We start from the raw sequence: 26337 nt of genomic DNA, 5'->3' as shown, positions 1-26337 counted from the left end.
CCGGTCACGAACCGGCAATCATCGCTCCATTGCCCCCACCCTGCCCGCGCATTAAGAAGCGCGCACGGATGATATCCATCCGTTTCAACAGGGGAATTATTCAACCATGCCTTCGGGTCTGATCGCGCTGCTCGACGATGTTGCCGGTATCGCCAAGATGGCGGCCACGTCGCTGGACGATGTCGCCGCTGCCGCCGGCAAGGCCGGCACAAAGGCCGCCGGCGTCGTTATCGACGATACCGCCGTGACGCCGAACTATGTCATGGGCCTGTCGCCCGACCGCGAACTGCCGATCATCTGGAAGATCGCGCGCGGATCGTTGCGCAACAAATTGCTGTTCCTGCTGCCGGCGGCACTGGCGCTCAGTGCCTTTGCCCCTTGGCTGCTGCCACCGTTGTTGATGCTGGGCGGCGCCTTCCTGTGCTTCGAGGCGGCGGAGAAGCTGCTGGAGGCGATCCAGGGCGGCCATGACGAGGTGGCGGATGCCGCCGCAACCCTGACCTCCAAGGAACTGGAGGACCAGAAGGTCTCCAGCGCGATCCGCACCGACTTCATCCTGTCGGGCGAGATCATGGCCATCGCTCTTGGCACTGTCGCCAGCGAGCCGATCTGGGAACAGGCGATCATCCTGGTCGTCGTCGCCATCGCGATCACCGCCGGCGTCTATGGCGTGGTCGGCTTCATCGTGAAGATGGACGATATCGGCCTGCACCTCGCCCAGCGCAGCGGCGCGGCGACGCGCGCGATCGGCCGTGGCCTGGTAAAGGCGATGCCGGTCGTGATGAGCGTGCTGGGCGTCGTGGGTACGGCGGCGATGCTGTGGGTCGGGGGCGGCCTGATCGTCCATGGCCTGCACGAATTCCATTGGGATCTGATCCCCGGTACGATCCATCATCTGGCCGAGGGCGCCGCCCATGCCGTGCCCGCGATCGGTCCGGTGATCGACTGGCTGGTGAATGCGATCGGCGCGGGCATTGTCGGGCTGGTGATCGGCGGCATCATCGTTGCCGTGCTGCATCTGTTCAAGAAGCACTGAGGCGATTAAGGGGAGCGCCCGCGCCTTTGCCGGCGCCTCCCTCGCTCCGGACCTTCCAAGTGACCCAATCTTCCCCCTGGCGCATCGAGGCGCGCGCGCTCGTCACCCTCGCCATTCCCATGATCGCGGGCAATGTCGCCTGGTCGGGGATCGCCGCAACCGACCTGCTGCTCGTCGGTCGATTGGGCGCGGAAGCGGTCGCCGCCGGGGCGCTGGCGATCAACCTGTTCAACGCGCTGCTGATCTTCGGCCTCGGCCTCGTCACGGCCGCCGCGCCGCTGATCGCCAGCGAGCGGGGCCGTCGCCGCCATTCGGTGCGCGACGTGCGCCGCACCGTCCACCAGACGCTGCGCGCCGCCGCCTTCTTCGTGCTGCCGGCCTGGCTGATCCTGTGGCATTGCGAGGCGATCCTGCGCGCCATGGGGCAGGAACCAGACCTGGCGCGCGAAGCCGGCCATCTGATGCGCGGCATGCAATGGGCGCTGCTGCCCTTCCTCTGCTTCACCACGCTGCGCAACTTCATCTCGGCACTGGAGCGCCCGCTCTGGGGCCTCATCATCATGCTGCTCGCCATCCCGTTCAACGTGCTGGTCGGCTGGGCGCTGATCTTCGGCCATCTGGGCCTGCCCGCGCTCGGCCTGCTGGGCGCCGGCATCGCCAGCACCCTCTCTTCCACCTTCCTGTTCCTGGGCCTGCTGACCGTCATCCTGGTCGATCGCCGCTTCCGCCGCTATCGGCTGATGGGCCGCTTCTGGATGCGTGACCGCGACCGGCAGCGCGCGGTGTGGACGCTGGGCCTGCCGATCGCGATCACGCTGGGGCTGGAAGTCACGGTGTTCAACGCCTCGGCCTTCCTGATGGGGCTGATCGACCGGGAATCGCTCGCCGCCCATGCCGTGGCGATCCAGATCGCCTCGCTCGTCTTCATGGTGCCGATGGGCATTGGTCAGGCCGCGACCGTGCGCGTCGGCGTCGCCTATGGCCGATCCGATCCCGCCGCGATCGGTCGGGCCGGCTGGCTGGCGCTGATCGTCGGCACCGGCTTCGCCATGGCGGCTGCGCTGATGCTGGTCCTGATCCCGCGACCGCTGGTGTCGATCTTCCTCGACGTCCATGATCCGGCCAATCTCGCCACCGCCAATCTGGCGGTCAGCTTCCTGGCGGTCGCCGCGCTGTTCCAACTGGTCGACGCTGCCCAGGCCGTCGGCGCCGGCGTGCTGCGCGGCATCCAGGATACCAAGGTGCCGATGATCTTCGCCCTTTTCGGCTACTGGATCATCGGTATCGGCGTCGGCGCCCTGCTCGCTTTCCCGATGGGACTGCATGGCGTTGGTATCTGGTTCGGCCTGGCTGCGGGCCTCGGCACGGTGGCGATCCTGCTGATCGCGCGCTGGTCGCTGCGCGACCGGCTGGGGCTGGTTCTGCGCTAGGAAAACGGCCGCACAATTCGTCGTGAAAATCCGGCCGGTTGCACGGCAGGCACATGGTGCGACGCACAAAGCAATTGAAACGGGGCCGTGTTTCTTGATATGGGCGGCCCATCATGGACTCTCCGACCCCTATCTTCGAAGCGATCGCGCTTCAGAAGTGCCTCAAGGCGACCTATAACAAGATGGTCGTCACGTTGGCCCCGCACATCCTCTACACGCGCCATGACGAGATGTTCATGGACGCCGTGACCACGGACCGCGACGGCCGCCCGCCGCGCGAGCTGAAGCTGGGCACGTTCAAGCTGGCGGGCCTGAGCGATGTCGAGATTCTGGACGAGACGTTCGAGGCGATGCACGGCCTCTATGACCAGGGCGACGACAAATATAAGGGTGTGACCCTGTTCGCGGTCGATCCGCAGAGCGCCGCCGCCTGATCGGTGTTGGCATCGCATCGACCAGAATGAAGAAGGGCGGCCAATGGCCGCCCTTTTCTTTTATCGTTACTTCTTGAGCCGATAGCCGGTGCGGAACACCCAGGCGATGATGCCGAGGCACAGCGCCAGCATGCCGCCCACGAACAACAGGCTGAACTCGATCCCGACATCACCCTTGCCGAAGAAGGTCCAGCGGAAGCCCGAGATCAGATAGACGATCGGATTGAACAGGGTGATGGTGCGCCACGGCTCGGCCAGCATGTGGATCGAGTAGAAGGCCCCGCCCAGGAAGGTCATCGGCGTGATGATCAGCAGCGGGATCACCTGCAACTGCTCGAACCCCTGCGCCCAGATGCCCAGGATGAAGCCGAACAGGCAGAAGCTCACCGCGATCAGCAGCATGAAGCCGACCATGGCGAAGGGATGGGCCACCGGCAGATCGACGAACAGATGGGCCGTGGCAAAGATGATGAAGCCGACGATCAGCGCCTTGGTCGCCGCTGCGCCCACATAGGCGATCACCGTCTCCATCGCCGACACCGGCGCCGATAGCAGCTCATAGATGGTGCCGGTGAATTTGGGCATGTAGATGCCGAAGCTGGCGTTGAAGATGCTCTCCGTGAACATCGACATCATGATGAGGCCCGGCACGATGAAGGCGGCATAGGGAATGCCGTCGATCTCGGTCATGCGTGATCCGATCGCCCCGCCGAACACGATGAAATAGAGCGAGGTGGTGATGACCGGCACCAGCAGGCCGGTCAGCCAGGTGCGTCGGAATCGGTGCAGCTCGAACTTGTAGATGGCGGCGACCGCGCGCAGATTGGGGCCGTTCATGCCGCTTTCTCCTGATGGACCAGGCTCACGAAAATATCCTCCAGGCTGCTCTGCCGCGTGTTGAGATCCTTGTAGCCGATACCGAGATCGCCCAGCTTGCGCAGCAGCGAGGAGACGCCGGTGCGTTCAGCGCGGGTGTCGAACAGATATTCGATCTCCTGCCCCTGCGCCTTCAGCGCCACATCCCAGTCGGCCAGTTCGGGCGGCAGCGCCTCGATCGGCTCGGCCAGCATGATCGACAGCGTCTTCTTGCCCAGCTTCTCCATCAGCGCGGTCTTGTCCTCGACCAGCATCAACTGGCCATGGTTGATGACGCCCACCCGGTCGGCCATCTCCTCGGCTTCCTCGATATAATGGGTGGTTAGGATGATGGTGACGCCGGTCTGGCGCAGTTCGCCGATCAGCTTCCACATGTCACGGCGCAGTTCGACGTCGACGCCGGCGGTCGGCTCGTCCAGGAACAGCACGCGCGGCTCATGGCTCAGCGCCTTGGCGATCATAACCCGGCGCTTCATGCCGCCGGACAGTTCGCGGATCTTGTTGTGGCGCTTGTCCCATAGCGACAGGTCGCGCAGCACCTTTTCGACATAGGCGTCGTTGCGCGGCTTGCCAAAGAGGCCCCGGCTGAAGGTGACGGTGTCGATCACCCGCTCGAACTGATCGGTATTGAGTTCCTGCGGCACCAGGCCGATCGCCGCGCGCGCGCCGCGATAGTCGCGGATGATGTCATGGCCGGCGACCGTCACGGTGCCGCCAGAGGGGCGGACATTGGCGCAGATGATCGAGATCATCGTCGTCTTGCCCGCGCCATTGGGGCCGAGCAGCGCGAAAATCTCGCCCTCCTCGATATTCAGGTCGACGCCCTTGAGCGCCTGAAAACCCGACGCATAGCTTTTCGTCAGGCCCTTGATTTCGATGATGGATGCCATGCGGCAGCGCCCCCTTTCCTTGTGTCGGCAAGATAGGAGGCGGACCGCGCCATGCAACCGGCAGCGCGGCAAATAGCGAAGCAGGGCAACATATTGGAAAAAGATTGAAGCCGGTAATGAGCGGGCATAGGCTTGACGCCCCACCATGTGGAGAAGGCTATGAAAAAGGCAATTCTCTATCTGTCGATCGCGTTGATCGTCGTTCCCGATATCGCCATTGCCCAGCAGGGCGGCCGACCGCCATCCGGCGGCGGCGCTCGACCATCTCCGTCCACGCGTCCTACCCCCGCCCCCTCACGCCCCGGCGGATCAGTGCAGCCTTCCCGCCCCGGCGGTCCGTCGACACAGCCGTCCCGGCCCGGTGCTTCTCGCCCGCAACCGCCCCGCCCCGGACAGCCTTCGCCCGGTCCGGGCCAGCCAGGTGGACCGGCAGTTCAACCACCCCGTCCGGGTGGCCCTTCGCCCCAGCCGCCCCGTCCCGGTGGTCCCGGCGTCCAGCCACCACGGCCAGGCCAGCCGCATCGCCCCGGCGCCGGCCGTCCGCCCAATTTCCGGCCGATCCCCGGCCCGGCCTTCCGCTATCCCCATGGCTATCGCTATCGGCGCTGGACGGTCGGCCTGTTCCTGCCGGCGGTCTTCTTCTCCAGCTATTATTATTACAACGACTATTGGCGCCTAGGCCTGGGGGCGCCGCCCTATGGCTATCGCTGGATCCGCTATGGCCCCGACCTGCTGCTGGTCGAGGTCCGATCGCGCCGCGTGGTCGATGTCGTCTACGGCGCCTTCTACTGAGGCAGAAACAGGAAGGGCCGCATCATCCGATGCGGCCCTTTTCTCTTGTCCCGATCATTCGCTCCGTCGGGTGAAGCGGAAGACGGTTGCCGGCGGGAAATTGCGTACCGTATGGCCGGCGCGGACAACCTCCAGGCCCAGCTGGTCCAGCACCGCGCGGCTGACCGGCGGCCGTGTCGAATAGGTGAACTGCACCAGGCTGCCGCCCGGCTTCAGCATGCGGAAGGCTTCCGACAATATGTCGATGTGCATCGCCCGGTCCATCGCCAGCAGCGGCAGGCCGCTGACCACGGTCTGATAGTCGCCGGGGCCACCGGCGGCCGCGACCGAGACGATCTGCGCCGGCGTCTCCAGGATCGATACATGGGGAAAATGACGCCGCAGCCCACGCGCGAAGGCGGGATTGATCTCCACCACCTCCAACTGGTCGGCGGCAAGCCCGGTTTCCAGGATGGCGCGGGTGAAGACGCCCGTGCCCCCGCCCAGTTCCAGCACGCGGCCGCCCTGCGGATCGATGTCGGCCACCATCAGCCGCGCCAGATAGCGACTGCTGGGCACGACCGAGGCGGTCTGCCGGGGCTTCTTCACCCAGGCGGCGAGGAAATCGAGATATTCGGTGGCGCGGGCGCGAAACTCGCTGTTCGGCAGGGCGATTGCCCGGCTGCGCTTCGGCTTGTGCTGCATGGGCGAAATGCGACCGCTCCTTTCTGGTGCCGACTCCCCTTAGCGGGCCGGAGCGCCCCCGTCGATTGGCTTAACAAGATTTCATGCCGGACCAGCAACGGCCGGTCCGGCACAAGTCCTTATTTCTGCTTGCCCGCCTCGGCCGCGGCCAGCACGCGCAGCACATTGCCGGACCAGATTTTCTGTACGTCAGCCTCGCTATAACCGGCCTTCAGCAGGGCGTCTGTGATCTTGGGCAGATCAACCACATCCTCCATGCCGACGACCCCGCCGCCGCCGTCCCAATCCAGGCCGATGCCGACATGATCGGGGCCGACGACCTTCAGCGCGTGCAGCATATGCGCCATGAAATCGTCGAAGGTCGGCCGGTCGGTATCGGGATAGAGCCTGTCGATCTCCTGCCGCTTGGCGAGCATCGCGGCGCGCGCCTCGGGCGAAATCTTGGCATCCTCCCGCATTTGGCTGTAAAGCGCCATCAACGCCTTCTGCCGCTCGGGATTGGGCTTGGATGCGCGCAGATAGGCGCCATAGGCGTTCATCTGGATCACGCCGCCCTTGGCCGCCAGCGCCTTCAGATGTTCGTCATCGATATTGCGCGGATGGTCATAGACGGCCTTGCAGCCCGAATGGGTCAGCAGCACCGGCGTGGTCGACAGCGCCAGCAGATCGTCCAGCACCTGGTCTGAGCTGTGCGAGGCGTCGGGGACGATGCCGAGGCGGTTCATCTCCTTCAGCAATTCCTTACCGAGCGGGCTGAGGCCGCCATAACGCGGCTTCTTCGACGGATCGGTCGAGCTGTCGGCGAACTGGTTATGCGCGAAATGGGCAAAGCCCGACACGCGCACGCCCATGTCGTAGAATGTCTTGATCAGCGAGACATCCTCGCCGAGCGGATAGGCATTTTCGATCGACATATAGACGATGCGCTTGCCCGCCGCCGCGATCGGCGCGGCGTCCTTCGCCTGCAGCGCCAGCGTGAAATTGTCGGGGTCCGCCGCCACCATCGATCGGATCGACATGCCGCGCAGCAGCGCGAAATCGCGCGCCTTGCGGAAGCCCTCGATCGTCAGCGGCCCCTGCCCGGTGTAGATCGCCCAGAAGCCGCCATCGAGCCCCCCCTTTTTCATCCGCGGCAGGTCGACCTGGGTATAGTCGCTATGGACGCCATGCTCCTCGTCGATCGACCAGTCGGGCAGGTCGAGCGAGGCCGGGGTATCAAGATGGCTGTCGAGCGTGATCAGCTTCTGGTGCAGTTGATAGACCTGCTTCGACACGCCCCCAGACGCAGATTTGGGCTGGGCCTGCGCCGCAATCGGGAGCAGCGCGACCAGCGCTGCCCCCATAAGATTAGCATTCCGCATCAGATCTCGCCCGAAATGGTGAACTGGAAGGTGCGTGGGGACAGCGGCCGGAAGGATCCGTCACCCGTGACCGAGGAGGAGATGTAGGACAGCGTGTCCTTGTCGAAGATATTGTCGACGTTGAAGCGCGCCTTGATGCTCTTCACCGGGCCGAAGCTCCAGCCGTCGCCAATATCCACATAGCCGCTGAACACGGTGTAGGCCGGCACGCTGGAGCCTGCCGTGTTGGTGAAGGTGGACCAGCGCTTCGAGGTATATTTGCCGCTGATGTTGGCGACCAGCCAGCTTGCCGGCTCGATCGTGACGCCACCGCTGACGATCCACTTGGCGCTGTCCGGGATATATTTGCCGGAGGTCGCATAGGTGACCGACGCGACGATATCGTCCTGGAACTTGGCGTTGTTGTAGGTGACGTTGGCGTTGGCATAGGCAAGGCCGTTGAGGAAGGCCGGCTTGTAGGTGCCGCTGGCTTCCACGCCGTAGGATTCGACCCGGCCGACATTCTGGTAGAAGGTTTCGGTGGTGCTGCCGCCGCCTTCCTGGAAAGTGGTGATCGACTGGATGCGGTTCTTGAACTTGGTGTAATAGCCCGCGATCGAGGCGTAGAGCTGCCCCTGGTTGGTACGGAAGCCGATTTCCATATTCTGCGCGCGTTCTGCCTTGGGCTGGGGCACCAGCGCCGACGTGCCGGTGCGCGTCACGGCATAGATATCATCCATGCCCTTGGGCAGTGCCATCGTCTCGGCATAGGAGGCGAAGATCTGGCTGCGCTCGTTGATCTTGAACAGCAGGCCCGCCATCGGCAGGAACATGTCGCGATAATGGGCCGTGTTATACTGTGGCCCCCAGCCTGCGACCGCCGTGCCACCCACGACGCGATAATAGTCGTCGAAGTCGCGATAGCCGCCAAGGCTGTAGTCCAGCATCAGCCCCTTGAAGCCGGCATCCAGAACCAGCCGGTCATCCATCAGCTTGAGCGTATCCTTCAGGAAGATCTGAAGCGTGTCGCGCTTGGACCGATAGTCGCGGCGCAGATAGACCAGTTCGTCCAGATTGGGCTCGCCATCGGGGGCGCCGTCCATCGTGTTGTAGCGCGCCTGGGTGCGGTGATATTTGTCGACTTCGGCCCAGATGCCGCCTTCGACGACATTATTGCCGCTTTCCCAGTGCAGCTTGGTGGTCACGCCATAGCGATCGCCGCCGACGCCCGACCGACCATATTGCACACCCTTGGGCGCGGTCACGTCCAGCCCCGCGGCCGCCTGCGCCGTGTAGCGGCTCAGCGAGTTGGAATAGCTGTCGGGCGAGACGCCATAGCCATTCTTGTCTTCATAATAGAGGGTCGATTCCGCCCACACGCCATCGGCAATACCCAGGTGGAAGGTGCCGCCATAAAGCTTGTCCTTCCGCACGTTGATCGCGAGGTTGTAGACATTGGTGTAGTTGGAATTGGAATAATAGACGCCCGCCGCCGTCGGCGCGAAGCCGGTCGTGGTATTGGGCACATTCTCGATATAGGCGAAGTCGCGGCCGCAGGCGCCGACCACGCTGGTGGCGGTGCAATTATACTGGGCGCGGGTGATCGTCGGCGAGTCATAATCGAAGAAGTCGTTCGACACGAACTTGAAGCGCGCCCAGCTGTCACCGCCCAGATCGGCATGGATCTGGCCTTCCCAATGTTCGCGATCGACCGAACCGGGACCGCGCCACAGGTCGCTGTCCAGCTTGGTGCGGCTGACATAGGCCTTGAACGGCCCCACCCGGCCAGTGCTGGCGCGGATGAAGGTGCGCTTCATATTATTGTCGCCAAAGCTCTGCGACACGAACAGGCCCATCTCCTCCTGCGGGGCAATGCTGTTATACTGCACCACCGGGCCAAGGCTGGAATAGCTGGGCAGGCCGACATCGGCGGCGCCGACGGAGGCTTCCACCACGCCCAGATTTTCATTGTCGACATAGCGGAAGACAGGGCTGCCGCCGAAGGCGTCGCTGCGGCCGGTCGGAATGCCGTCGACCACGAAGCCGATCTGGTCGAGGTTGAAGGCGCGGGTCTGGACGCTGTTGCCGAATTCATAAAGGCCCAGCGCACCATCGGTCTGGACGTTGAAGCCGGGCAGCTGCTCCAGCATCTTCAGGCCCGAAATACCCGACGGCGCCGACAGCAGCGCCTCGCGCGTGACGGCGACGACATTGTTGATCTTGTCTTCGCCGATCGCTTCCGACGATTGCGAGATACGACGACCGGTCACGGTGATGCTGTCATTTTCGTCCGTTGGAGCGGCCTCCTGCGCCCAGGCTGCAGAGGATAAGGCACCCGCGCAGCAGGCAAGCAGCAGCGCAGCGCGAGACACGCGACGGACGGACGAAATCGAAGGCATAGAGGCTCCCTGTAGGCCCTGCAAAAGGGCAGTTCGCGCCAATCAGGAGCGCCCGCCCCTTCGGGCTATCGCGCCGTTCCTCCCCGGACCCTAGCCTGTCGCTCGTCCCTTCGGGCGAGCGCAGCCATGTCATCCATTTGTCATCTGAAACGAGCCCTTCGGGAAAATCCACCACGCGCTTATGATGATTTCTCAAGCGGAACGAGGCGCGTCAAAGCATTGAGATTTCGTAATCAATGCCCGCTTCCTCGCACGCGTGCACAAAAAATCCTCCCCAGGCCAGGCCTGGAGAGGATCGTAAAATGGCCTGTCCTCTCTTCGTCGGAGAGGATCGTTCTTTCAGTCTTTATCGCCCCTTCCAGACGCCCGGACGCTTCTCGACAAAGGCGGTCATGCCTTCCTTCTTGTCCTGCGTGGCGGTCAGGATCTGGAACAGGCGGCGTTCGGTCAAAATGCCCTGCGCCAGATTGGTCTCGAAGGCGATATTGACCATTTCCTTGTTCACCATCGCCGCCATCGGCGGCATCGCCGCGATCGCGGCGGCGGTCTTGAGCGCGTCGTCCAGCAACTCGTCCGCCGGCACGATCCGCGCGACCAGGCCAGCGCGCTCAGCCTCCTCGGCGCCCATCATCCGGCCGGTCAGGCACATTTCCATCGCCTTGGCCTTGCCCACCGCGCGGGTCAGCCGCTGCGATCCGCCCATGCCCGGCGCCACGCCCAGCTTCACCTCGGGCTGGCCGAACTTGGCGGTGTCGGCCGCCAGGATGAAGTCCGCCATCATCGCCAGTTCGCAGCCACCGCCCAGCGCGAAGCCGGCGACCGCCGCGATCCACGGCTTGCGGGTGGCGACCACCTTGGTCTGCCAGTCGGAGAAGAAATCCTGCAGGAAGAAGTCGGCCGCTTCCTTGTCGACCATCTCCTTGATGTCGGCACCGGCGGCAAAGGCCTTTTCGCTGCCGGTCAGCACCGCGCAATGCTGGGTCGGGTCGGCATCATAGGCGGCAAAGGCCGCGCCCAGATCCGCGAGCACCTGGCTGTTGAGCGCGTTGAGCGCCTGCGGCCGGTTGAGCGTGATGAGCGTCACCGCGCCCTGCTGTTCCACCAGGATCGTTTCATATGCCATTGCCGTCTCCCTAAGCTGTCAGCGCCGATCTATGTCGGCCAAAACCGGATCGCCAGCCTTTGCAGAGCGGCGATTTTGCCGATGCTATCGGCAAAGATGCATGAAATCCTGATCATAGCTGCGCATATGGGCGCCGCCATCGACATAGAGGGTCTGGCCGGTCACCGCCGTCGCCCCAGCGAGATAAAGCACCGCCTGCGCGATCTGTTCCGCCTGCGGCAGCCGGCCGAGCGGCATCAACTGCTCCAGCCGCGCCATCTGCTCCGCATCATAGTCGGGCGTGGCGATGGTAAGGCCGGGCGCCACCGCATTGACCCGCACCTGCGGCGCCAGGCTGCTGGCCGCCGTCTTCGTCAGGCCGGCCAGCGCCAGCTTGGACAGCGTATAGGCCAGCTGATCGCCATGGGGATGGTCGATCCGCTGGTCGAGGATATTGACGATGCAGCGATCGCCGGTCCCGGCCGGAACGGTCGCGAACGCCTTGGTCAACATCGCGGGCGCGGCGCAATTGACCGCATAATGGCGCATCAGATCGTCGGCGGTGACGCTGTCGATCCGGTCCTGGCCGAAGATTGCAGCACTGTTGACCAGCAGGTCGGGCGGGCGGCCGAAGCGTTCGGCAACCTGCGCGACCAGTTCCTCGGCCGCTTCGGGATCGGCAAAGTCGACGACGAAACCCTCCCACTCGGCGCCGTTCTCCTCCAGCGCGATCGCCAGATGAGAGTCCAGCCGCGTGTCATGGCTGCCATGGATGGCGAGCGAATAGCCGGCCTGCGCCAGCGCCGCCGAAATGATGCCGCCCAGCCGGCGATGGCCGCCGGTCACGAGCGCCAGCCGGCGCGAGGCCAGCGGCAAGGGGCCGGTCGGCCCCGCATCCTTCTTCGCACCGCCGATCGGGCGATAGGCGGGCTCGGCGCCCTCCCCCTCTCCGGTCACATCATTCACGAGGCGATGAGCTTCAGCACTTCCTCGCGCGACTTTTCATCGTCGCGGAAGACGCCGAGCATGCGGCTGGTCTTCATGATGACATTGGGGGTGCGCACGCCGCGGCCGGTCATGCAGCCATGGGTCGCCTCGATCACCACGGCGACGCCCTGGGGCTTGAGATTTTCCCAGATGCAGTTGGCGACTTCGGAGGTCAGCCGTTCCTGCACCTGCAGCCGGTTGGCATAGGCGTGCAGCACGCGGGCCAGCTTGGAAATGCCGACCACATAGTCGCCCGGCAGATAGGCGATGTGCGCGCGCCCGACGATCGGCGCCATATGATGTTCGCAATGCGACTGGAACGGAATGTCCTTCAGCAGCACGACATCGTCATAACCGCCCACCTCATGAAAGATGCGCGAGAGATGATAGGCCGGATCATCATTATAGCCCCGGCAATATTCGCGCCAGGCGCGCGCCACCCGCTCGGGCGTTTCCACCAGCCCCTCCCGCTCAGGCGCATCGCCTGACCAGCGGATGAGGGTGCGGATCGCCTCCGACACTTCGGCCGGGACCGGCTCCTTCGAGCCTTCGCCTACGGTTTCCGCATCGGGATCATATGCCATGAACTGGGCCACTCCATAATTGTTGGCCCCGGCATATGGCGACTGCGTGCGCGTCTGACCAGCCCTTTTGCCCCGGCTGGACACAACATCGCTGTGGTGGCAAATCACAGTCTAACGGGAACGCACCACATAAAAATGTCATTACAATCGCAAGATCATGCGCACTGAACGCATCGCCGCCGTCCTTCTGGCAGCCGGCATGTCGACCCGCTTCGGCGAGGAAGACAAGCTGATGGCCGACCTGCGCGGCAAGCCGGTTGCCGCGCATACGCTGGAAACCATCGCCTCCATGGCCTTTGCCGAGTTGGTTGCCGTCGTGCGGCCCATCGAATTTGCACCGGTGCTGCACCGCAAGCTCGACCGGCGCGGCTTCGATATCATCGTCAACGAGCGTCCCGAGGAAGGCCTGTCGAGCAGCATCCGGCTCGCGGTCGAACATGTGATGGACAAGCGCAAGGTGCGCGGCATCCTGATCTGCCTGGCCGACATGCCCGACGTGCCGCAGACCCATTATAACCATCTCTGCATGGCGGCCGAGGACATAAGATCGGTCGTCGCCAGCACCGACGGCTTCTCTTCCTCCCCGCCCGCCTTCATCGGCCGCAAGCATTTCCCCGAATTGCTGGCACTCAAGGGCGATCAGGGCGCCCGCGCACTGCTGAGCCACGGCATCCAGATCGAGACGATCGGCAATGTGCTGCACGACATCGATACGCCGGAGGATCTTGGCCGCCCCCCGGTGACACCGACCTGAGGCACAAAAGGGGCAGGCGAAGCCGCTTTGCCTTGCCCCGCTTCAGGTCGATCGCGTCGGATCGGTCAGACCGTCGCCCATTTCCCGCGGATCAGGGGCACGACTGAGCGGCAACGAGCCGGTCTGGCGTTCCAGCATGCGATGCACAACCGGCGGCTTGCCGCCACTGTGCAGCGCGTGAATCGTATCGCTGTTGGTGATGTCGGCGATGGTGCGCCGCTGGTTATGGCGGACATAGTCGAGCCAGGTCGACACATGATAGCGTTCGACCCAGAGTTCCGGATCGCCCAGATCGCGCATCAGCGACCAGCCATGCGCGCCATCGCGCTTGCGAATGCGGCGGCGCTCGCTCATCGCGCTGAGGAAGGGGACGACCGACCCCACCGGAATGCGATATTCGATGGTGATGACCACCGGGCCACTGCGCGGCTCGACCGGCACGGCCGTCTCCGGCTCGCGCCAGCGATTCTGGAGATCGAGATTGTCATCGCCGATCTGCGGCAGCGGACGAACGAAGCCGATCAGCGCAGCGACCAGTTGCACCGCGGCGGAGGCATAGAGCGCCTCGACCACGCCATGATCCTCGGCCAGATTGCCGAACAGCCAGGCGCCGATCGCCATGCCGCCGAACGCGGTCATCTGATAGATGGCGACGGCGCGGGCGACGACCCAGCGCGGCGCCGACATCTGGACCGACACGTTGAAGGTCGACAGCGCCATGACCCAGCCCGCCCCGGCGAGCAGATAACCCAGCAGCGCCAGCGCCAGATAGCCCGACATGGCGGTGATCGCCGTTCCCGCCGCCAGCGACAGGGCAGCGGACCGCACGATTGCCTCGATCGAGAAGCGCGCGCGCAGCCGCCGGGTGGACAGCGCCCCGGCCACCGCGCCGACGCCGAAGGCACCGCTGGTAAGGCCGAAGGTCAGCGCGCCGCCGCCCAGCACATCGCGCGCCACCAGCGGCATCAGCGCCGACACCGCACTGGCACCGATGCCGAAGGCGCCGCCGCGCAGTAGCACGAGCTGGATCTTGGGCGACATCGAGACATAGCTGACCCCGGCCCACATCGCGACGCCCAGCCGCTCGCGCGGCAGCAGTTTGGGCGGCAATTCCGGCCGCCAGCGCGCCAGCACCGCGACCAGGCCGATATAGCTGACTGCATTGGCCAGGAACGCCGCCGCCGCGCCCGCCGCCGCGACGATCACGCCGCCCAGCGCCGGGCCGGTACTACGGGCAAGATTGAACCCCATGCTGTTCATAGCGACGGCACTGGGCAGCACGCTGCGCGGCACCATGTCGCCGACCGATGCTTGCCAGGCCGGGCCGTTCACCGCCGTCGCGCAGCCGATCAGGAAGGTGAAGCCCAACAGCGTCCAGGGCGTCAGCGCGCCGAGCCAGGCGACCAGCGCAAGGGCAGTCGACACCAGCAGCATGAACAGCTGACAGGCCATCATCACCTTGCGCCGATCCAGATTGTCGGCGACCGCGCCGGCCCAGAGCGAGAACAGCATGATCGGCAGCGTCGTGGACGCCGGCACCAGTGCCACCAGCACCGGCGAAGCGGACAGCGAAGTCATCATCCAGGCCGCACCGACCGACTGGATCAACCCGCCGAAATTGGACGCCAGGCTCGCGATCCAGATCGCGCGGAAGATGGGAATGGCAAAGGGCGAGGACGGCTGGGGGGACTCGGTGTCAGGCACGAAAACCATCAAGCGGATTTAGGAACGTCGGTCAAACCCGCGACTCGGCCTTTGGTTCACATCCGTCCGGTACGCAGCGCCCGGCCCCAGTCGGGACGCCCCCGCGCATCGGCGGTGGCGGCCGCGCGTTCGACATCATAGGCGACCAGGACGATCTCCGCGTGCCAGCCGTCGGCCATCCGCTCGACCAGCCCATAGCGCGCCTCGGGCGATCCGGTCTCCACCTTGTGCGGCGAGGGTCGATCATCCTCATAGGCCGGCAGGCCGACGCTGCCCGGATTGACGATCAGCCTGCCATCGACGCGACGATGGATGCGCGGCACATGGGTATGGCCGCACAGGATCAACGGCGCGACGACGTCCCCTGCCCGCGCCTCCACCTCCGCCTCGGTCGCGGCGCGCAGCCCGGTCGGTTCGACCGTTTCCAGCCAATAATCGATGTCGCTGTCCGGCGTGCCATGGACCATCAATATCTCATCCGTCAGCCACAGCGTCTCGGGCAATCCAGCGATCCAGTCGCGATGGCGCGGCGCCAGCAGATCATGGGTCGCCCGGTCGGACGCGCCCATGCGTTCGGGCGCCAGCGTCAGCAATTGCCGCTCATGATTGCCCCGGATCGTCGGCAAATCCAACGCCATCAGCCGATCGGCGGTCTCGCAGGGAAACAACGGCCCCGACAAGATGTCACCGAGATTGACACATAGATCGATATTGCGCGCAGCCACGTCCGCCAGCACGGCGTTAAGCGCATCGATATTGCCATGGATGTCGGAAAGAACCGCAATCTTCACCTGGCGCTTGTCCCGCTGCAATCGCGCCCCACATCAGGCCCGCACCTGACCTTACGGCAAGGCCATGTCGGCGGAAACCGACCATTTCAGGCTTGCACTTTACGTAAACGTAAATACATTCAGGGCCACTTCCGGTGCGCCAAAAGCCGCCAACGGAGAGGGAAAAGGAACCATGGAAGCCTATATCTACGACGCCGTCCGCACGCCCCGTGGCCGGGGCAAGAGCGACGGTTCGCTCCACGACATCACCCCCATCCAGCTTGCGACGCAGATGCTCGAAGCGGTGCGTGACCGCACCCAGATCGACACCGCAGACGTCGACGACGTGATCCTGGGCTGCGTCAGCCCGGTGGGCGAACAGGGCGCGGACATCGCGCGCGTCGCCGTGCTCAACGCCGACTATGCCCAGACCGTGCCGGGCGTGCAGATCAACCGTTTCTGCGCATCGGGCCTGGAAGCGGTCAACATGGCCGCCGCCAAGGTCTATTCGGGCGAAGTGATGTTCGCGATCGGCGGCGGTGTCGAATCGATGAGCCGCGTGCCGATGGCATCGGACGGCGGCGCCTGGGCGATGGACCCGGCGGTCGCCTACAAGACCTATTTCGCGCCCCAGGGCATCGGCGCCGACGTGATCGCCACCAAGTTCGGCATCAGCCGCGACGATGTCGACGCCTATGCCGTCGAGAGCCAGCGCCGCGCCAAGGCCGCATGGGACGAAGGCCGTTTCAAGAAGTCGATCGTGCCGGTCCGCGACGTGATCGGCGGCATCGCGCTCGACCATGACGAACATATGCGCCCCGACGCGACGATGCAGTCGCTCGGCAGCCTGAAGCCCAGCTTCCAGGCACTGGGCGAAGAGATGCCCGGCTTCGATACCGTCGCCCTGCTGCGCTATCCCGAGCTGGAAAAGGTCAACCATGTCCATCATGCCGGCAACAGCAGCGGCATCGTCGATGGCGCCGCCGCGGTTCTCGTCGGCAACAAGGAAATCGGCGAGAAATACGGCCTGAAGCCGCGCGCGAAGATCAAGGCGATGGCCTCGATCGGGTCCGAACCGCTGATCATGCTGACCGGCCCGGAATTTGTCGCCGGCAAGCTGCTGGCCCGTGCTGGCATGACCACCGCCGACATCGACCTGTGGGAACTGAACGAAGCCTTCGCCTCGGTCGTGCTGCGCTACATGCAGGCGATGAAGCTCGACCATAGCAAGATCAACGTTAATGGCGGTGCGATCGCCATGGGCCATCCGCTGGGCGCCACCGGCGCCATGGTGCTGGGCACCGCGCTCGACGAGCTGGAACGCTCGGGCAAGGGCACCGCGCTCATCAACCTGTGCGTCGGCGCGGGCATGGGCACCGGCATCATCATCGAGCGCGTTTGAAACAAGTATAAGACCCGTTCGTGCTGAGTAGGGACTGAGCCTGTCGAAGTCCCGTATCGAAGCATCCTTCGATACGCCATTTCGACTTCGCTCAATGCCCGTCCTGAGCGCCTGCCTTGGCAGGCAGTCGAAGGGGCTACTCAGGACGAACGGGGTTTGGGAAAGGTAGCCATACCAATGAACACCATCGCATTCGACATCGATGCCGACGGCATCGCCACCCTGACGATCGACGTGCCCGGCCAGTCGATGAACGTCATCGGCCCCGACTTCCTGGCTGACCTCGACACCGCCATCACCCGCATCGCGTCGGAAGAGGGCATTAAGGGCGCGGTCATCGCATCGGGCAAGGACAGCGGCTTCATGGCCGGCATGGACCTCAAATATTTCGGGTCGATGCTGGCCAGCGCCGATGGCCAGCGCCCCGCACCCACCGCGATCTTCGACAATGTGTTCGTGCTGAACCAGCTGTTCCGTCGCCTGGAAACCGCCGGCAAGCCGGTCGCCTGCGCGATCGAGGGCACCTGTGTCGGCGGCGGCTTCGAACTGGCGCTGGCCTGCCATCGCCGCTTCGTCGGCGACAGCCCCAAGACCCAGCTCGGCCTGCCCGAAATCCTGATCGGCCTGTTCCCCGGCGGCGGCGGATCGCAGCGCCTGCCGCGCATCATGGGCGTGCAGGCGTCGCTGATGTACATGCTGCAGGGCAAGCTGTTCCGCCCGGCCGAAGCCGCGATGCTGAAGGTCGTCGACACCGTGGTGCCGCAGGGCACGGCGCTTGCCGCCGCCAAGGACTGGGTCAAGGCGAACCCGACCGCCAATACCCAGCCCTGGGACGTCAAGGGCTTCAAGGTTCCAGGCGGCGCCGGCGGCTTCAACCCCGCCTTCGTCCAGACCATGGCCGGCGCCCTGCCGATGACGCTCAAGCAGACCCAGCGCAACATGAACGCGCCGATCGCCCTGCTGTCGGCGGTCTATGAGGGCATCACCCTGCCGATGGACCGGGCGATCCGGATCGAGAGCAAATATTTCGCCAAGGTCGCCGCCGATCCGCAGGCGTCGAACATGATCCGCACCCTGTTCGTCAACAAGCAGGCGGCCGAGCGCGGCGCACGCCGTCCCAAGGACGAGCCCAAGGCGCCGACCACCAAGCTCGCCATGCTGGGTGCCGGCATGATGGGCGCGGGCATCGCCACCGTCGCGGCGCAGGCCGGGATGGACGTGGTGCTGTTCGACCGTGACCAGGCCTATGCCGAAAAGGGCAAGGCCCATGTCGAGGCGGTGCTGGCCAAGCGCCTGGGTCGTGGCATGACGCCCGAGAAGATGGCCGCCACCCTGGCCCGCGTCACCCCGACCACCGACTATGCCGCGCTCGCCGGCGCCGACTTCGTGATCGAAGCGGTGTTCGAGGATGTCGCGATCAAGGCGGAAGTGACCAAGCAGGTCGAAGCCGTGCTGGGCGCCGACACCATCTTCGGTTCCAACACCTCGACCCTGCCAATCACCAAGCTCGCCAATGCCTGGTCCAAGCCCGAGAATTTCATCGGCGTCCACTTCTTCTCGCCGGTCGAGAAGATGCCGCTGGTCGAGATCATCCTGGGCGAGAAGACCGGCCCGGCCGCGATCGCCAAGGCGCTCGACTTCGTTGCCCAGATCAAGAAGACCCCGATCGTCGTCCATGACAGCCGCGGCTTCTACACCTCGCGCAGCTTCGGCACCTATGTGCAGGAAGGCGCGGAGCTGGTCGGCGAAGGCATCAACCCGGCGCTGATCGAAAATGCCGGCAAGCAGCTTGGCATGCCGACCGGCCCGCTGGCCGTCAGCGACGAAGTGTCGATCGAACTGGGCGTCAAGATCATGACCGCCGCCAAGAAGGAGCTGGGCGACGCCTATGTTCCCCAGGGGTCGGACGACATCATGCTCAAGATGGTCGAAGCCGATCGCCTGGGCCGCAAGAATGGCAAGGGCTGGTACGACTATCCCGAGGGCGGCAAGAAGCATCTCTCGCCGGTGCTGGGCGAGTTGTTCCCGCGCGCCGACGCCCAGCCGGATGTCGAGGAAGTCAAGGAACGCCTCCTCTATCGCCAGTTGATCGAATGCGCCCGCTGCTTCGAGGAAGGCGTGCTGGAAACGCCGGAAGATGGCGACATCGGCGCGATCTTCGGCTGGGGCTTCGCGCCCTATACCGGCGGTCCGTTCAGCCATATGGACACGGTCGGCATCGCCCATGTCGTGGCCGTGCTGGACCGGCTGGCCGCCGCCCATGGCTCGCGCTTCGCCCCCACGGCGCAGTTGCGGGAAATGGCCGCCAACGGTGCGACCTTCTATCGCCCCGTTCCGTCTCGCGCTGCAGCATGAGCGATTTGTAAATCGTAACGCTTCTGTATTAGGTCTCCCCGGACATATTCGGGGAGACCTTTTCTTTATGAGCAAGCCAACGGTTCTGGTCACGGGCGGCGCCGGCTATATCGGCAGCCATGCGGTGCTGGCGCTGAAGGATGCCGGCTATGGCGTGGTGGTGATCGACAATCTGGTCACCGGCTTCCGCTGGGCCGTGCCGCAGGACATCCCCTTCGTGCAGGGCGACATCGCAGACCAGGCGCTGGTACAGGCGACGCTGCGCGAACATGGCGTCCAGGCGATCATGCATTTCGCCGGATCGGTGGTGGTACCGGAATCGGTCGAAAACCCGCTCAAATATTACAACAACAACAGCGCCAAGACCCGCGACCTGCTGGAAAGCGCGGTCGCCATCGGCGTCCCCCATTTCATTTTCTCCTCGACCGCCGCCACCTATGGCATCCCGGAGGAAAGCCCGGTCAGGGAAACGACGCCGCAGCGGCCGATCAATCCCTATGGCATGTCGAAGCTGATGACCGAATATATGCTGCGCGACGTCGCCGCCGCCCACGCCATGAACTTCTGCGCGCTGCGCTATTTCAACGTCGCCGGCGCCGATCCGCAGGGCCGCACCGGCCAGTCGACGGCGGGCGCCACCCACCTGATCAAGGTCGCGGTCGAGGCGGCGCTGGGCAAGCGCAGCCATGTCAGCGTCTTCGGCACGGATTTCGCCACGCCCGACGGTACCGGCGTGCGCGACTATATCCATGTCAGCGATCTGGCTGCCGCCCATGTGCTGGCGCTTGAAGCGCTGATCGCCCATCCCGATCGCAATTACATGCTCAATTGCGGCTATGGCCGGGGCTTCTCCGTGCTCGAAGTGCTGGATGCGGTCGACCGGGTCACCAACATGACGATCGAGCGCCGGCTGGAAGGGCGCCGCGCCGGCGATCCAGACGCGCTGATTTCCGACAATAGCGCGCTGATGGCGGAATTTCCCTGGCAGCCGCGTTATGCCGATCTCGGCCAGATCGTCGACCATGCGCTCGCCTGGGAACGCAAGCTCAGCGATATCCAGAAGGCATGAGCGAAGCCAGCGTTCGCGCCTTCTTCGCCGCGCAGGCGCCCGATGTCGCGATCATCGACCAGGGGACCAGCACCGCGACGGTGATCGAGGCAGCAGCCGCGCTGGGCGTCGAACCCGCCCGCATCGCCAAGACGCTGTCGCTGCGCGTCGGCGACAGGGTGGTGCTGGTCTGCGCCCGCGGCGACGCCCGCCTGTCCAATGGCAAGGCGAAGGCGGCTCTGGGCGCCAAGCCGCGCATGCTGGGCGCGCATGAGGTGGAGGAGATCACCGGCCATCCGGTCGGCGGTGTCTGCCCCTTCGGCCTCGCCAGCGCCCTGCCGGTCTATTGTGATGTCTCCTTGCAGGCGTTCGACACCGTGTTTCCGGCGGCGGGATCGCGCACCGCCTCGGTCGAACTGACACCCGACCGGCTTGCCGCCTTGACCGGGGCGCAATGGATCGACATCTGCACCCTTCCCGAAATCGTCGAGTGAGAGCCATGCCGACCGAACATATCTTTGCCACCGGCGCCGAAGCTGCCACCGACATCGCCGCCCGCATCGCCACCCTGTTGTCGGAGGCGATCGCCCAGCGCGGTGTCGCGACGCTGGCCGTCTCGGGCGGCCGCTCGCCCCGCCCCGTGCTGGAAGCGCTGTCGAAGGTTCCGCTCGACTGGACGAAGCTGATCGTCACTTTGGTCGATGAACGCTGGGTCGATCCGGTCAGCGCCGACAGCAACGAGCGGCTGGTGCGCGAAACCCTGCTGCAGGGTCCGGCGGCGGCCGCACGCTTCGTGCCGATGAAGAACAGCGCCGCCGACGCCTATGCCGGCCAGAGCGCGGTCGAGGCGGACTTTACCGCCCTCCCCTGGCCGTTCGACATCATCCTGCTCGGCATGGGCGATGACGGCCATACCGCCTCGCTCTTCCCGGAGGGCAAGGAACTGGCCGAGGGGCTTTCCAGCCAGGCTTACACCATTGCCGCCACCCCGCCGGTCGCGCCGCACCAGCGCCTGTCGCTGACCGCGCATGCGATCCTGCAGAGCCGCCATATCTTCCTGCAGATCGGCGGCGCGGGCAAGAAGGCGGTCTATGACCAGGCGCTCGCCGGCGGCCCGGTCGAAGAGCTACCGATCCGCCTGGCCTTGCTGCAGGACAAGGTGCCGGTCGAGGTGTGGATCGCCGAAGCCTAAAAACTCCTCCCCTGCAAGGGGAGAGGGACCATTTGCGCAGCAACCTCCCCTTGCAGGGGAGGACTATCGGTCGCGCACCGCATGTTTCGAGATCAGATAGCGCCACACGCCGACCGCGTTGATCGCCAACAGCGCGACATTCTGCCAGCCGATGCCCTCGCTGTCCTTGTCGAGAAAGCCCCAGCCGACCAGCGCGATCGAGCTGGTGACGAACAGCACGAACGCCCAGCCGGTGATCCGCCGCCCCAGGTTCAGCGACACCACCAGCGCCGCAAGGGTGGCGGCGCTGGCACCATAATATTGCAGGGCGGTGAGCAGCGCTTGGTTCATGCCAGACAGAACGTAGCGGCCATGGACATGGTTGCCCGCACAGAATAGGCACCCGGCATGATTGCCCAGATCGATCCCTTCCACGCCATCGCCATCAGCCGCGAGGCCCATGCTCTCAAGGCCCAGGGCCGCTCCATCCTGCACATGGAGTTCGGCCAGCCCTCGACCGGTGCGCCCGCCGCCGCCATCGCGCTGGCGCATGAGGTGCTCGATACCGACCCGATGGGCTATTGGGAAAGTCCGGCGCTAAAGGAACGGATCGCCCGCCTCTATGCCGACCGGCACAATGTCGCCGTCGATCCCGAACAGGTGCTGCTGACCTGCGGCGCCTCGCCCGGCCTGGTGCTGGCGCTCACCAGCCTGTTCGCGCCCGGCGCCCGCGTCGCCACCGCGCGGCCGGGCTATGTCGCCTATCGCAATACGTTGAAGGCCCTCTATCTGGAGCCGGTCGAGATCGCCTGCGGTTCGGCCGAACGCTATCAGATCAGCGCCGACGCGCTGGCCGCAATCGAGCCAGCGCCAGACGGCCTGATCCTCGCCAGCCCGGCCAACCCGACCGGCACGATCATCCCGGCCGACGAACTGGCGGCGATCGCCAAAGTGTGCGCCGACCGTGGCATCCGCATCATCTCCGACGAAATCTATCATGGCCTCAGCTTCGGCGAGCCGGCCCGGTCGATGCTGGAATTTGCCCTGGACGCGGTGATCGTGAACAGCTTCTCCAAATATTTCAGCATGGCCGGCTGGCGGCTGGGCTGGATCGTCGTGCCCGCCGACCTGATCGAAGCGGCGCGGGCGCGGATGGGCAATCTGTTCCTGACGCCACCGGTGCTGGCACAGCAGGCGGGGCTGGCTGCCTTCGACTGCACCGACGAGTTGGAAGGCCATGTCGACACCTATCGCCGCAACCGGCAATTGCTGCTCGACGCCCTGCCCGCGCTCGGCCTCGCCAGCATCGCCCCGCCCGATGGCGCCTTCTATATCTATGCCGATATCAGCCATCTCACCAATGACAGCCTGGCCTTCTGCCAGAAGCTGCTGCGCGAAACCGGCGTCGCCACCGCACCGGGGATCGATTTCGATCCGGTCGACGGCCACCGCTTCATCCGCTTCAGCTTCGCCGTCTCGACCGACCGGGTCGAGGATGCGATCGCGCGGATGATCCCCTGGTTCCAGGCGCAGCCGGGCCGCTGAAAGGCAGCGGGCCTAAAAAGGTCCGTAACGCCATCTGCAATTTTGCGAGGAATAAGCGAGGCCGCAAATGGCGGCAATCGAGGCCGATCAAAAGATGGTGCGGGCGGTCGGAATCGAACCGACACTCCTTGCGGAACCGGATTTTGAGTCCGGCGCGTCTACCAGTTTCACCACGCCCGCATCTGATCGTGGAAGGCGGCACCTAGCAGGTCATGAACCGGCTGCAAAGCCCCCAAAATCACTCCCGCAACAAAGCCGCCAGGCAGGCGAAACAAGGGCCTAGCGGCGAGCCCGCAGCCGGGCGCGAAGAGTGAGGCCATAGCCGATCGTCACGGCCATCCCCACCCCCACCGCGATGCAGCCGCCGACCACCGCCACCGGTATCGGCGCGAACGCCCAGAAGCCGGCATAGATAATGCCGCTGAGCGCCATCGACCAGCCGCCGACCCGTGCCACCTGCCGCGCGCAGGCGTCGGGCAGAAAAGCCTTGGGCATGCGATTGCCATACCAGGCGATCATCAACCCGTTGGCGCCGATCACCAGCCGCGTAACCATGTCACTGTCCAGCCAGTCGAGCTTGCGTCCCTGGCTGGCGGCCAACGCCAGCAGCAGGATACCGCCGCCCCAGAGCAAGCCCGCCTTCAATTCCCTGTCCATCCTGCCTTCTCCCGTTGCTGATCCGGCGCCTCCACGCCGATGCCGAACGACTGGGCAAAGCCCAGCAGCGCCTCTTCCAGCACCGACAGCTTGAGATGATAGATGACCGACTTGCCGGCCTTTTCGGCATGGACCAGGTCGGCCTCCTTCAGCACCGCGAAATGCGCCGACATGGTCGGCTTGGAGACATCGAACTGGTCGCTCAGTTCGCCCGCGCTCATCGGCCCCTGGCGCAGCAATTGCAGCACCCGGCGACGGGTCGGATCGGACAAGGCGCGGAAGACCTGGCTCATGATGAGACAATTAGCTAAATATCGAAATGAGTCAAGCGGCCATGACGATCCCCGTGGCGCTGCCGCGCCGGCTGCGATAGGGAGCGGCCAAAGTTTCCTTCAATCCAGGCAGAGACATGGCCCGCAAATATTCCAAACACGGCCCCTATGAAGATGTGCATAGCGAGGAAGCGGAAGCGCCGCCCCCACCGCCCTGCTGGCTGTGCGGGCGTCCAACGGGCACGACCATCGTGTGGCACCATCCCGTTCCCAAGAGCAGGGGCGGCCGCGACGTCGTGCCGATGCACGGCATCTGCCAGCAGACGCTGATCGCCAATTTCACCAATTCCGAATTGCAGCGCCACGGCATGGACGTGGAAGGCCTGCTGCTCCATCCGCCGATCCGCAAGTTCGTCGACTGGGTGGCGAACAAAGATCCCGATTTCACCGCGACCATCACCAAGAAGCAGCGCTGATCGCAGTCAGCGCTGCCACCTGATCGATTGACCGGTCAGAACAGACCCGGCACCTCGCGCTGGGCCGGATTGGGCCGCTGCGGCGCCAGCAATTCGCGCGGGGCGGACACCGGCGACGTCACCGCCTTGCGGCTGAGCGTCGCCACCGCGCCGCCGATCGGCGTACAACTCCGCCCGGCGATGAAGTCCAGCGCCTGCCGGGTCGCCGCCTCGCGCGGATCGCCCAGCGGATAGCTGATATCGTCCCATGCCTGGCAACTGGCCTTGATGCTGCTCGCCAGTCCATCATAATAATCGGCATTGCCCGCGCTGTTCTGGGTGGCGAAGGCCACCACGCGCAACCGGTCGTCACAGGCTTCGCGATCGATCGCGATCTGCCCAACCGGCTTGCCATAGGTGTTGGCGCCGATCAGCGCCGCCTGCGCACCCAGATAGGGGATGAAGGCGTTGATCACCAGTTCGCTCGCCGATGCCGTCCCGCCGCTGCCGATGAAGGCGATGCGCGTGGGCGCCACCGATTGCGCCAGCGGCTCGAAATTATAGGTCTCGTTCTCCGCGCTCTTTTCCGGGCGGAAGGTCATGCGGGTGAAGACGTCGGTCGACGCCCGGTTCGCGCCCATCAGATCGCCCAGCAGCTTGGCCGTCGAAACGAGGCCGCCGCCATTATAGCGCAGGTCGAGGATGATGTCGGTCACGCCCTGCGCCTTGAAACCGGCGAACGCGTCGCGCAGCGGCTGCTCCGCCGACAGGATGAAGGTGCGCAGATTGACATAGCCGACACGGCGGCCGCCATCGTCGATCACCCGCGCGCCATAGCGGTTCGATACCGGCATCAGGTCGAAGTCGCGCTTGGTCACGGATACGGTCCGCGTGCTGGTCGCATCGGCGATGCGCAGCAGCCGGGTCGTGCCGGCACTGTCCGGCCCCATCGCATCGGCCACGGCATCGGCACCGCCCGACGCGAACAGCGACGATATGCTGCGCATGTTGGTGATGCTGGTGCCGATCTCCAATATCTCCGCGCCGCGATCGATGCCGGCGGCGAGCGCCGGGCCGTTCTCGAACGATTCGATGACGAACAGGCGGGTGACCCCGCTGTCGGTCGCGAAGCGCAGGCCGAAGCCGGCGCTCGACCCCGACTGATAATAGGCATTCTCCGCCTTGATGGAGGTGAGATAGGTGAAATAGCGATCCCGTCGCTGCGACCGCGCGCCCTGTGTCAGCGCGTCGATATAGCTGTCGACACTGGCATAGCCGGCCGGGCTGAGCGCGGACGGCAGGGTTTCGGGGAAAAGATACCATTCCTTGAGCGTCGCCGCCGCCCAATCCTGCCGCTCCCGCACCGAACAGGTGGCGGTCGGCGTGGGCGTGGGCGTGGGCGTCACGGTCGGCGGCGCAGTGCCCGCACTGTCGGATCCGCCACCGCCACAAGCGGCCAGCATCGCCAGCCCACCCGCCAGCAACGCCAGGCGCGCAACCCCATGCTTCATCATTATTCCCCCCAAAGACCGCAGACGGGATAGGCCGCGCACCGCAGCACGGCAAGACAGCGTTGAAACAAAAGCGCTTTCCGCGCCGTCAACCAACCGCCCCGGCAACGCCTTCCGTCCCCCTGCCCTTGACTTCCCA

Annotated in this window: 26 protein-coding genes and 1 tRNA gene; 12 read left to right on the top strand and 15 right to left on the bottom strand. The window is 65.0% G+C overall.

The features are described from left to right. The first annotated feature begins 106 nt into the window (after positions 1-106). The 3 genes from AC0KVN_RS05965 (at position 107) to AC0KVN_RS05955 (ending at position 2900) form a co-directional block, all read left to right on the top strand. Entirely contained in the window at positions 107-1036 is a 930-nt protein-coding gene (locus AC0KVN_RS05965; protein ID WP_161733611.1) for a DUF808 domain-containing protein, read from the top strand. Between the two features lie 119 nt (positions 1037-1155). Beyond that, positions 1156-2466, top strand: a complete 1311-nt coding sequence (locus tag AC0KVN_RS05960) for an MATE family efflux transporter (protein WP_435566616.1) — start codon at positions 1156-1158, stop codon at positions 2464-2466. Positions 2467-2579: 113 nt separating this feature from the next. Further along, complete coding sequence (locus tag AC0KVN_RS05955; RefSeq protein ID WP_004212065.1) at positions 2580-2900, top strand: WYL domain-containing protein; 321 nt, start codon at positions 2580-2582, stop codon at positions 2898-2900. Between the two features lie 66 nt (positions 2901-2966). Here the strand turns inward: AC0KVN_RS05955 and AC0KVN_RS05950 are convergent, their stop codons facing one another. Together AC0KVN_RS05950 and AC0KVN_RS05945 are read right to left on the bottom strand one after the other, a co-directional pair. After that, positions 2967-3737 (bottom strand): ABC transporter permease, encoded by a 771-nt coding sequence (locus AC0KVN_RS05950; protein WP_159366546.1) that lies wholly within the window; start codon positions 3735-3737, stop codon positions 2967-2969. Beyond that, a complete protein-coding gene (locus AC0KVN_RS05945) occupies positions 3734-4666 on the bottom strand; it encodes an ABC transporter ATP-binding protein (RefSeq protein WP_037507883.1) in 933 nt (310 codons plus the stop codon). Before AC0KVN_RS05945 ends, AC0KVN_RS05950 begins: the two co-directional genes overlap by 4 nt. Before the next feature lie 159 nt (positions 4667-4825). Between AC0KVN_RS05945 and AC0KVN_RS05940 the strand changes: the two genes are divergently transcribed. After that, a complete protein-coding gene (locus tag AC0KVN_RS05940) occupies positions 4826-5458 on the top strand; it encodes an RcnB family protein (protein WP_435566317.1) in 633 nt (210 codons plus the stop codon). Between the two features lie 54 nt (positions 5459-5512). On the opposite strand, the gene AC0KVN_RS05935 is transcribed toward AC0KVN_RS05940, so the two are convergent. From AC0KVN_RS05935 to folE, 6 genes are all read right to left on the bottom strand, one after another. Beyond that, positions 5513-6142: a class I SAM-dependent methyltransferase gene (locus AC0KVN_RS05935; protein WP_435566316.1), complete on the bottom strand. Its 630-nt coding sequence runs from the start codon at positions 6140-6142 to the stop codon at positions 5513-5515. 119 nt (positions 6143-6261) lie between these two features. Further along, positions 6262-7503, bottom strand: a complete 1242-nt coding sequence (locus AC0KVN_RS05930) for a dipeptidase (RefSeq protein WP_483656005.1) — start codon at positions 7501-7503, stop codon at positions 6262-6264. After that, on the bottom strand, positions 7503-9881 hold the full coding sequence (locus tag AC0KVN_RS05925; protein WP_169860393.1) for a TonB-dependent receptor: 2379 nt from the start codon (positions 9879-9881) through the stop codon (positions 7503-7505). The genes AC0KVN_RS05930 and AC0KVN_RS05925 overlap by 1 nt, the downstream gene beginning before the upstream one ends. Positions 9882-10227: 346 nt before the next feature. Beyond that, a complete protein-coding gene (locus tag AC0KVN_RS05920; protein WP_435566314.1) occupies positions 10228-11004 on the bottom strand; it encodes an enoyl-CoA hydratase-related protein in 777 nt (258 codons plus the stop codon). Positions 11005-11088: 84 nt separating this feature from the next. Continuing rightward, positions 11089-11949 (bottom strand): SDR family oxidoreductase, encoded by an 861-nt coding sequence (locus AC0KVN_RS05915; RefSeq protein ID WP_010335387.1) that lies wholly within the window; start codon positions 11947-11949, stop codon positions 11089-11091. Further along, positions 11946-12554, bottom strand: a complete 609-nt coding sequence (gene folE / locus AC0KVN_RS05910) for a GTP cyclohydrolase I FolE (RefSeq protein WP_037507879.1) — start codon at positions 12552-12554, stop codon at positions 11946-11948. The genes AC0KVN_RS05915 and folE overlap by 4 nt, the downstream gene beginning before the upstream one ends. A 157-nt stretch (positions 12555-12711) precedes the next feature. Between folE and AC0KVN_RS05905 the strand changes: the two genes are divergently transcribed. Continuing rightward, a complete protein-coding gene (locus tag AC0KVN_RS05905) occupies positions 12712-13308 on the top strand; it encodes a nucleotidyltransferase family protein (protein ID WP_010335385.1) in 597 nt (198 codons plus the stop codon). 42 nt (positions 13309-13350) lie between these two features. Here AC0KVN_RS05905 and AC0KVN_RS05900 read toward each other — a convergent pair whose 3' ends face one another. Together AC0KVN_RS05900 and AC0KVN_RS05895 are read right to left on the bottom strand one after the other, a co-directional pair. Continuing rightward, positions 13351-15021: an MFS transporter gene (locus AC0KVN_RS05900; protein ID WP_048937021.1), complete on the bottom strand. Its 1671-nt coding sequence runs from the start codon at positions 15019-15021 to the stop codon at positions 13351-13353. A 47-nt stretch (positions 15022-15068) separates the two neighbouring features. Continuing rightward, positions 15069-15824: a metallophosphoesterase family protein gene (locus AC0KVN_RS05895; protein WP_435566313.1), complete on the bottom strand. Its 756-nt coding sequence runs from the start codon at positions 15822-15824 to the stop codon at positions 15069-15071. A gap of 151 nt (positions 15825-15975) precedes the next feature. On the opposite strand from AC0KVN_RS05895, the gene AC0KVN_RS05890 reads away from it, so the two are divergent. The 5 genes from AC0KVN_RS05890 (at position 15976) to pgl (ending at position 21779) form a co-directional block, all read left to right on the top strand. Next, positions 15976-17184, top strand: a complete 1209-nt coding sequence (locus tag AC0KVN_RS05890) for an acetyl-CoA C-acetyltransferase (protein ID WP_483656004.1) — start codon at positions 15976-15978, stop codon at positions 17182-17184. Between the two features lie 177 nt (positions 17185-17361). Next, on the top strand, positions 17362-19539 hold the full coding sequence (locus AC0KVN_RS05885; RefSeq protein WP_483656003.1) for a 3-hydroxyacyl-CoA dehydrogenase NAD-binding domain-containing protein: 2178 nt from the start codon (positions 17362-17364) through the stop codon (positions 19537-19539). Between the two features lie 67 nt (positions 19540-19606). Beyond that, a complete protein-coding gene (galE, locus tag AC0KVN_RS05880; protein ID WP_435566311.1) occupies positions 19607-20608 on the top strand; it encodes a UDP-glucose 4-epimerase GalE in 1002 nt (333 codons plus the stop codon). Further along, entirely contained in the window at positions 20605-21081 is a 477-nt protein-coding gene (locus AC0KVN_RS05875) for a YbaK/EbsC family protein (protein ID WP_435566310.1), read from the top strand. The genes galE and AC0KVN_RS05875 overlap by 4 nt, the downstream gene beginning before the upstream one ends. 5 nt (positions 21082-21086) lie before the next feature. Beyond that, a complete protein-coding gene (gene pgl, locus AC0KVN_RS05870) occupies positions 21087-21779 on the top strand; it encodes a 6-phosphogluconolactonase (protein WP_435566309.1) in 693 nt (230 codons plus the stop codon). A gap of 63 nt (positions 21780-21842) precedes the next feature. Here pgl and AC0KVN_RS05865 read toward each other — a convergent pair whose 3' ends face one another. Continuing rightward, entirely contained in the window at positions 21843-22109 is a 267-nt protein-coding gene (locus AC0KVN_RS05865; RefSeq protein WP_435566615.1) for a hypothetical protein, read from the bottom strand. Positions 22110-22166: 57 nt separating this feature from the next. Between AC0KVN_RS05865 and AC0KVN_RS05860 the strand changes: the two genes are divergently transcribed. Next, positions 22167-23303, top strand: coding sequence for an aminotransferase class I/II-fold pyridoxal phosphate-dependent enzyme (locus AC0KVN_RS05860; RefSeq protein WP_435566308.1), 1137 nt, complete (start codon positions 22167-22169; stop codon positions 23301-23303). Positions 23304-23398: 95 nt separating this feature from the next. On the opposite strand, the gene AC0KVN_RS05855 is transcribed toward AC0KVN_RS05860, so the two are convergent. The 3 genes from AC0KVN_RS05855 to AC0KVN_RS05845 form a co-directional block, all read right to left on the bottom strand. Further along, positions 23399-23483: transfer RNA gene (locus AC0KVN_RS05855), tRNA-Leu, on the bottom strand. 99 nt (positions 23484-23582) lie between these two features. Next, positions 23583-23960, bottom strand: a complete 378-nt coding sequence (locus AC0KVN_RS05850) for an ammonium transporter (RefSeq protein ID WP_333701243.1) — start codon at positions 23958-23960, stop codon at positions 23583-23585. Further along, positions 23945-24253 carry an autorepressor SdpR family transcription factor gene (locus tag AC0KVN_RS05845; protein ID WP_017503720.1) on the bottom strand — a complete coding sequence of 103 codons (309 nt, stop codon included), beginning with the start codon at positions 24251-24253 and terminating at the stop codon, positions 23945-23947. The genes AC0KVN_RS05850 and AC0KVN_RS05845 overlap by 16 nt, the downstream gene beginning before the upstream one ends. A gap of 116 nt (positions 24254-24369) precedes the next feature. On the opposite strand from AC0KVN_RS05845, the gene AC0KVN_RS05840 reads away from it, so the two are divergent. Then, on the top strand, positions 24370-24708 hold the full coding sequence (locus tag AC0KVN_RS05840) for a hypothetical protein (protein WP_435566307.1): 339 nt from the start codon (positions 24370-24372) through the stop codon (positions 24706-24708). Positions 24709-24743: 35 nt separating this feature from the next. Here AC0KVN_RS05840 and AC0KVN_RS05835 read toward each other — a convergent pair whose 3' ends face one another. Beyond that, positions 24744-26201 carry a S41 family peptidase gene (locus AC0KVN_RS05835; protein ID WP_435566306.1) on the bottom strand — a complete coding sequence of 486 codons (1458 nt, stop codon included), beginning with the start codon at positions 26199-26201 and terminating at the stop codon, positions 24744-24746. Between the last annotated feature and the right edge of the window lie 136 nt (positions 26202-26337).

This window comes from Sphingobium sp. SG1 (genome assembly GCF_057063145.1).
Note: the sequence above shows the minus strand (reverse complement) of the source record. Positions and strands in the feature narration are given on the sequence as shown.

Coding starts and splice junctions, on each gene's coding strand:
- AC0KVN_RS05965 (WP_161733611.1), top strand. CDS start 107: ATGCCTTCGGGTCTGATCGCGCTGCTCGACGATGTTGCCGGTATCGCC.
- AC0KVN_RS05950 (WP_159366546.1), bottom strand. CDS start 3,737: ATGAACGGCCCCAATCTGCGCGCGGTCGCCGCCATCTACAAGTTCGAG.
- AC0KVN_RS05850 (WP_333701243.1), bottom strand. CDS start 23,960: ATGGACAGGGAATTGAAGGCGGGCTTGCTCTGGGGCGGCGGTATCCTG.
- AC0KVN_RS05860 (WP_435566308.1), top strand. CDS start 22,167: ATGATTGCCCAGATCGATCCCTTCCACGCCATCGCCATCAGCCGCGAG.
- AC0KVN_RS05955 (WP_004212065.1), top strand. CDS start 2,580: ATGGACTCTCCGACCCCTATCTTCGAAGCGATCGCGCTTCAGAAGTGC.
- AC0KVN_RS05945 (WP_037507883.1), bottom strand. CDS start 4,666: ATGGCATCCATCATCGAAATCAAGGGCCTGACGAAAAGCTATGCGTCG.
- AC0KVN_RS05840 (WP_435566307.1), top strand. CDS start 24,370: ATGGCCCGCAAATATTCCAAACACGGCCCCTATGAAGATGTGCATAGC.
- AC0KVN_RS05865 (WP_435566615.1), bottom strand. CDS start 22,109: ATGAACCAAGCGCTGCTCACCGCCCTGCAATATTATGGTGCCAGCGCC.
- galE (WP_435566311.1), top strand. CDS start 19,607: ATGAGCAAGCCAACGGTTCTGGTCACGGGCGGCGCCGGCTATATCGGC.
- pgl (WP_435566309.1), top strand. CDS start 21,087: ATGCCGACCGAACATATCTTTGCCACCGGCGCCGAAGCTGCCACCGAC.
- AC0KVN_RS05835 (WP_435566306.1), bottom strand. CDS start 26,201: ATGATGAAGCATGGGGTTGCGCGCCTGGCGTTGCTGGCGGGTGGGCTG.
- AC0KVN_RS05875 (WP_435566310.1), top strand. CDS start 20,605: ATGAGCGAAGCCAGCGTTCGCGCCTTCTTCGCCGCGCAGGCGCCCGAT.
- AC0KVN_RS05885 (WP_483656003.1), top strand. CDS start 17,362: ATGAACACCATCGCATTCGACATCGATGCCGACGGCATCGCCACCCTG.
- AC0KVN_RS05960 (WP_435566616.1), top strand. CDS start 1,156: ATGATCGCGGGCAATGTCGCCTGGTCGGGGATCGCCGCAACCGACCTG.
- AC0KVN_RS05920 (WP_435566314.1), bottom strand. CDS start 11,004: ATGGCATATGAAACGATCCTGGTGGAACAGCAGGGCGCGGTGACGCTC.
- AC0KVN_RS05845 (WP_017503720.1), bottom strand. CDS start 24,253: ATGAGCCAGGTCTTCCGCGCCTTGTCCGATCCGACCCGTCGCCGGGTG.
- AC0KVN_RS05935 (WP_435566316.1), bottom strand. CDS start 6,142: ATGCAGCACAAGCCGAAGCGCAGCCGGGCAATCGCCCTGCCGAACAGC.
- folE (WP_037507879.1), bottom strand. CDS start 12,554: ATGGCATATGATCCCGATGCGGAAACCGTAGGCGAAGGCTCGAAGGAG.
- AC0KVN_RS05890 (WP_483656004.1), top strand. CDS start 15,976: ATGGAAGCCTATATCTACGACGCCGTCCGCACGCCCCGTGGCCGGGGC.
- AC0KVN_RS05900 (WP_048937021.1), bottom strand. CDS start 15,021: ATGGTTTTCGTGCCTGACACCGAGTCCCCCCAGCCGTCCTCGCCCTTT.
- AC0KVN_RS05925 (WP_169860393.1), bottom strand. CDS start 9,881: ATGCCTTCGATTTCGTCCGTCCGTCGCGTGTCTCGCGCTGCGCTGCTG.
- AC0KVN_RS05940 (WP_435566317.1), top strand. CDS start 4,826: ATGAAAAAGGCAATTCTCTATCTGTCGATCGCGTTGATCGTCGTTCCC.
- AC0KVN_RS05930 (WP_483656005.1), bottom strand. CDS start 7,503: ATGCGGAATGCTAATCTTATGGGGGCAGCGCTGGTCGCGCTGCTCCCG.
- AC0KVN_RS05905 (WP_010335385.1), top strand. CDS start 12,712: ATGCGCACTGAACGCATCGCCGCCGTCCTTCTGGCAGCCGGCATGTCG.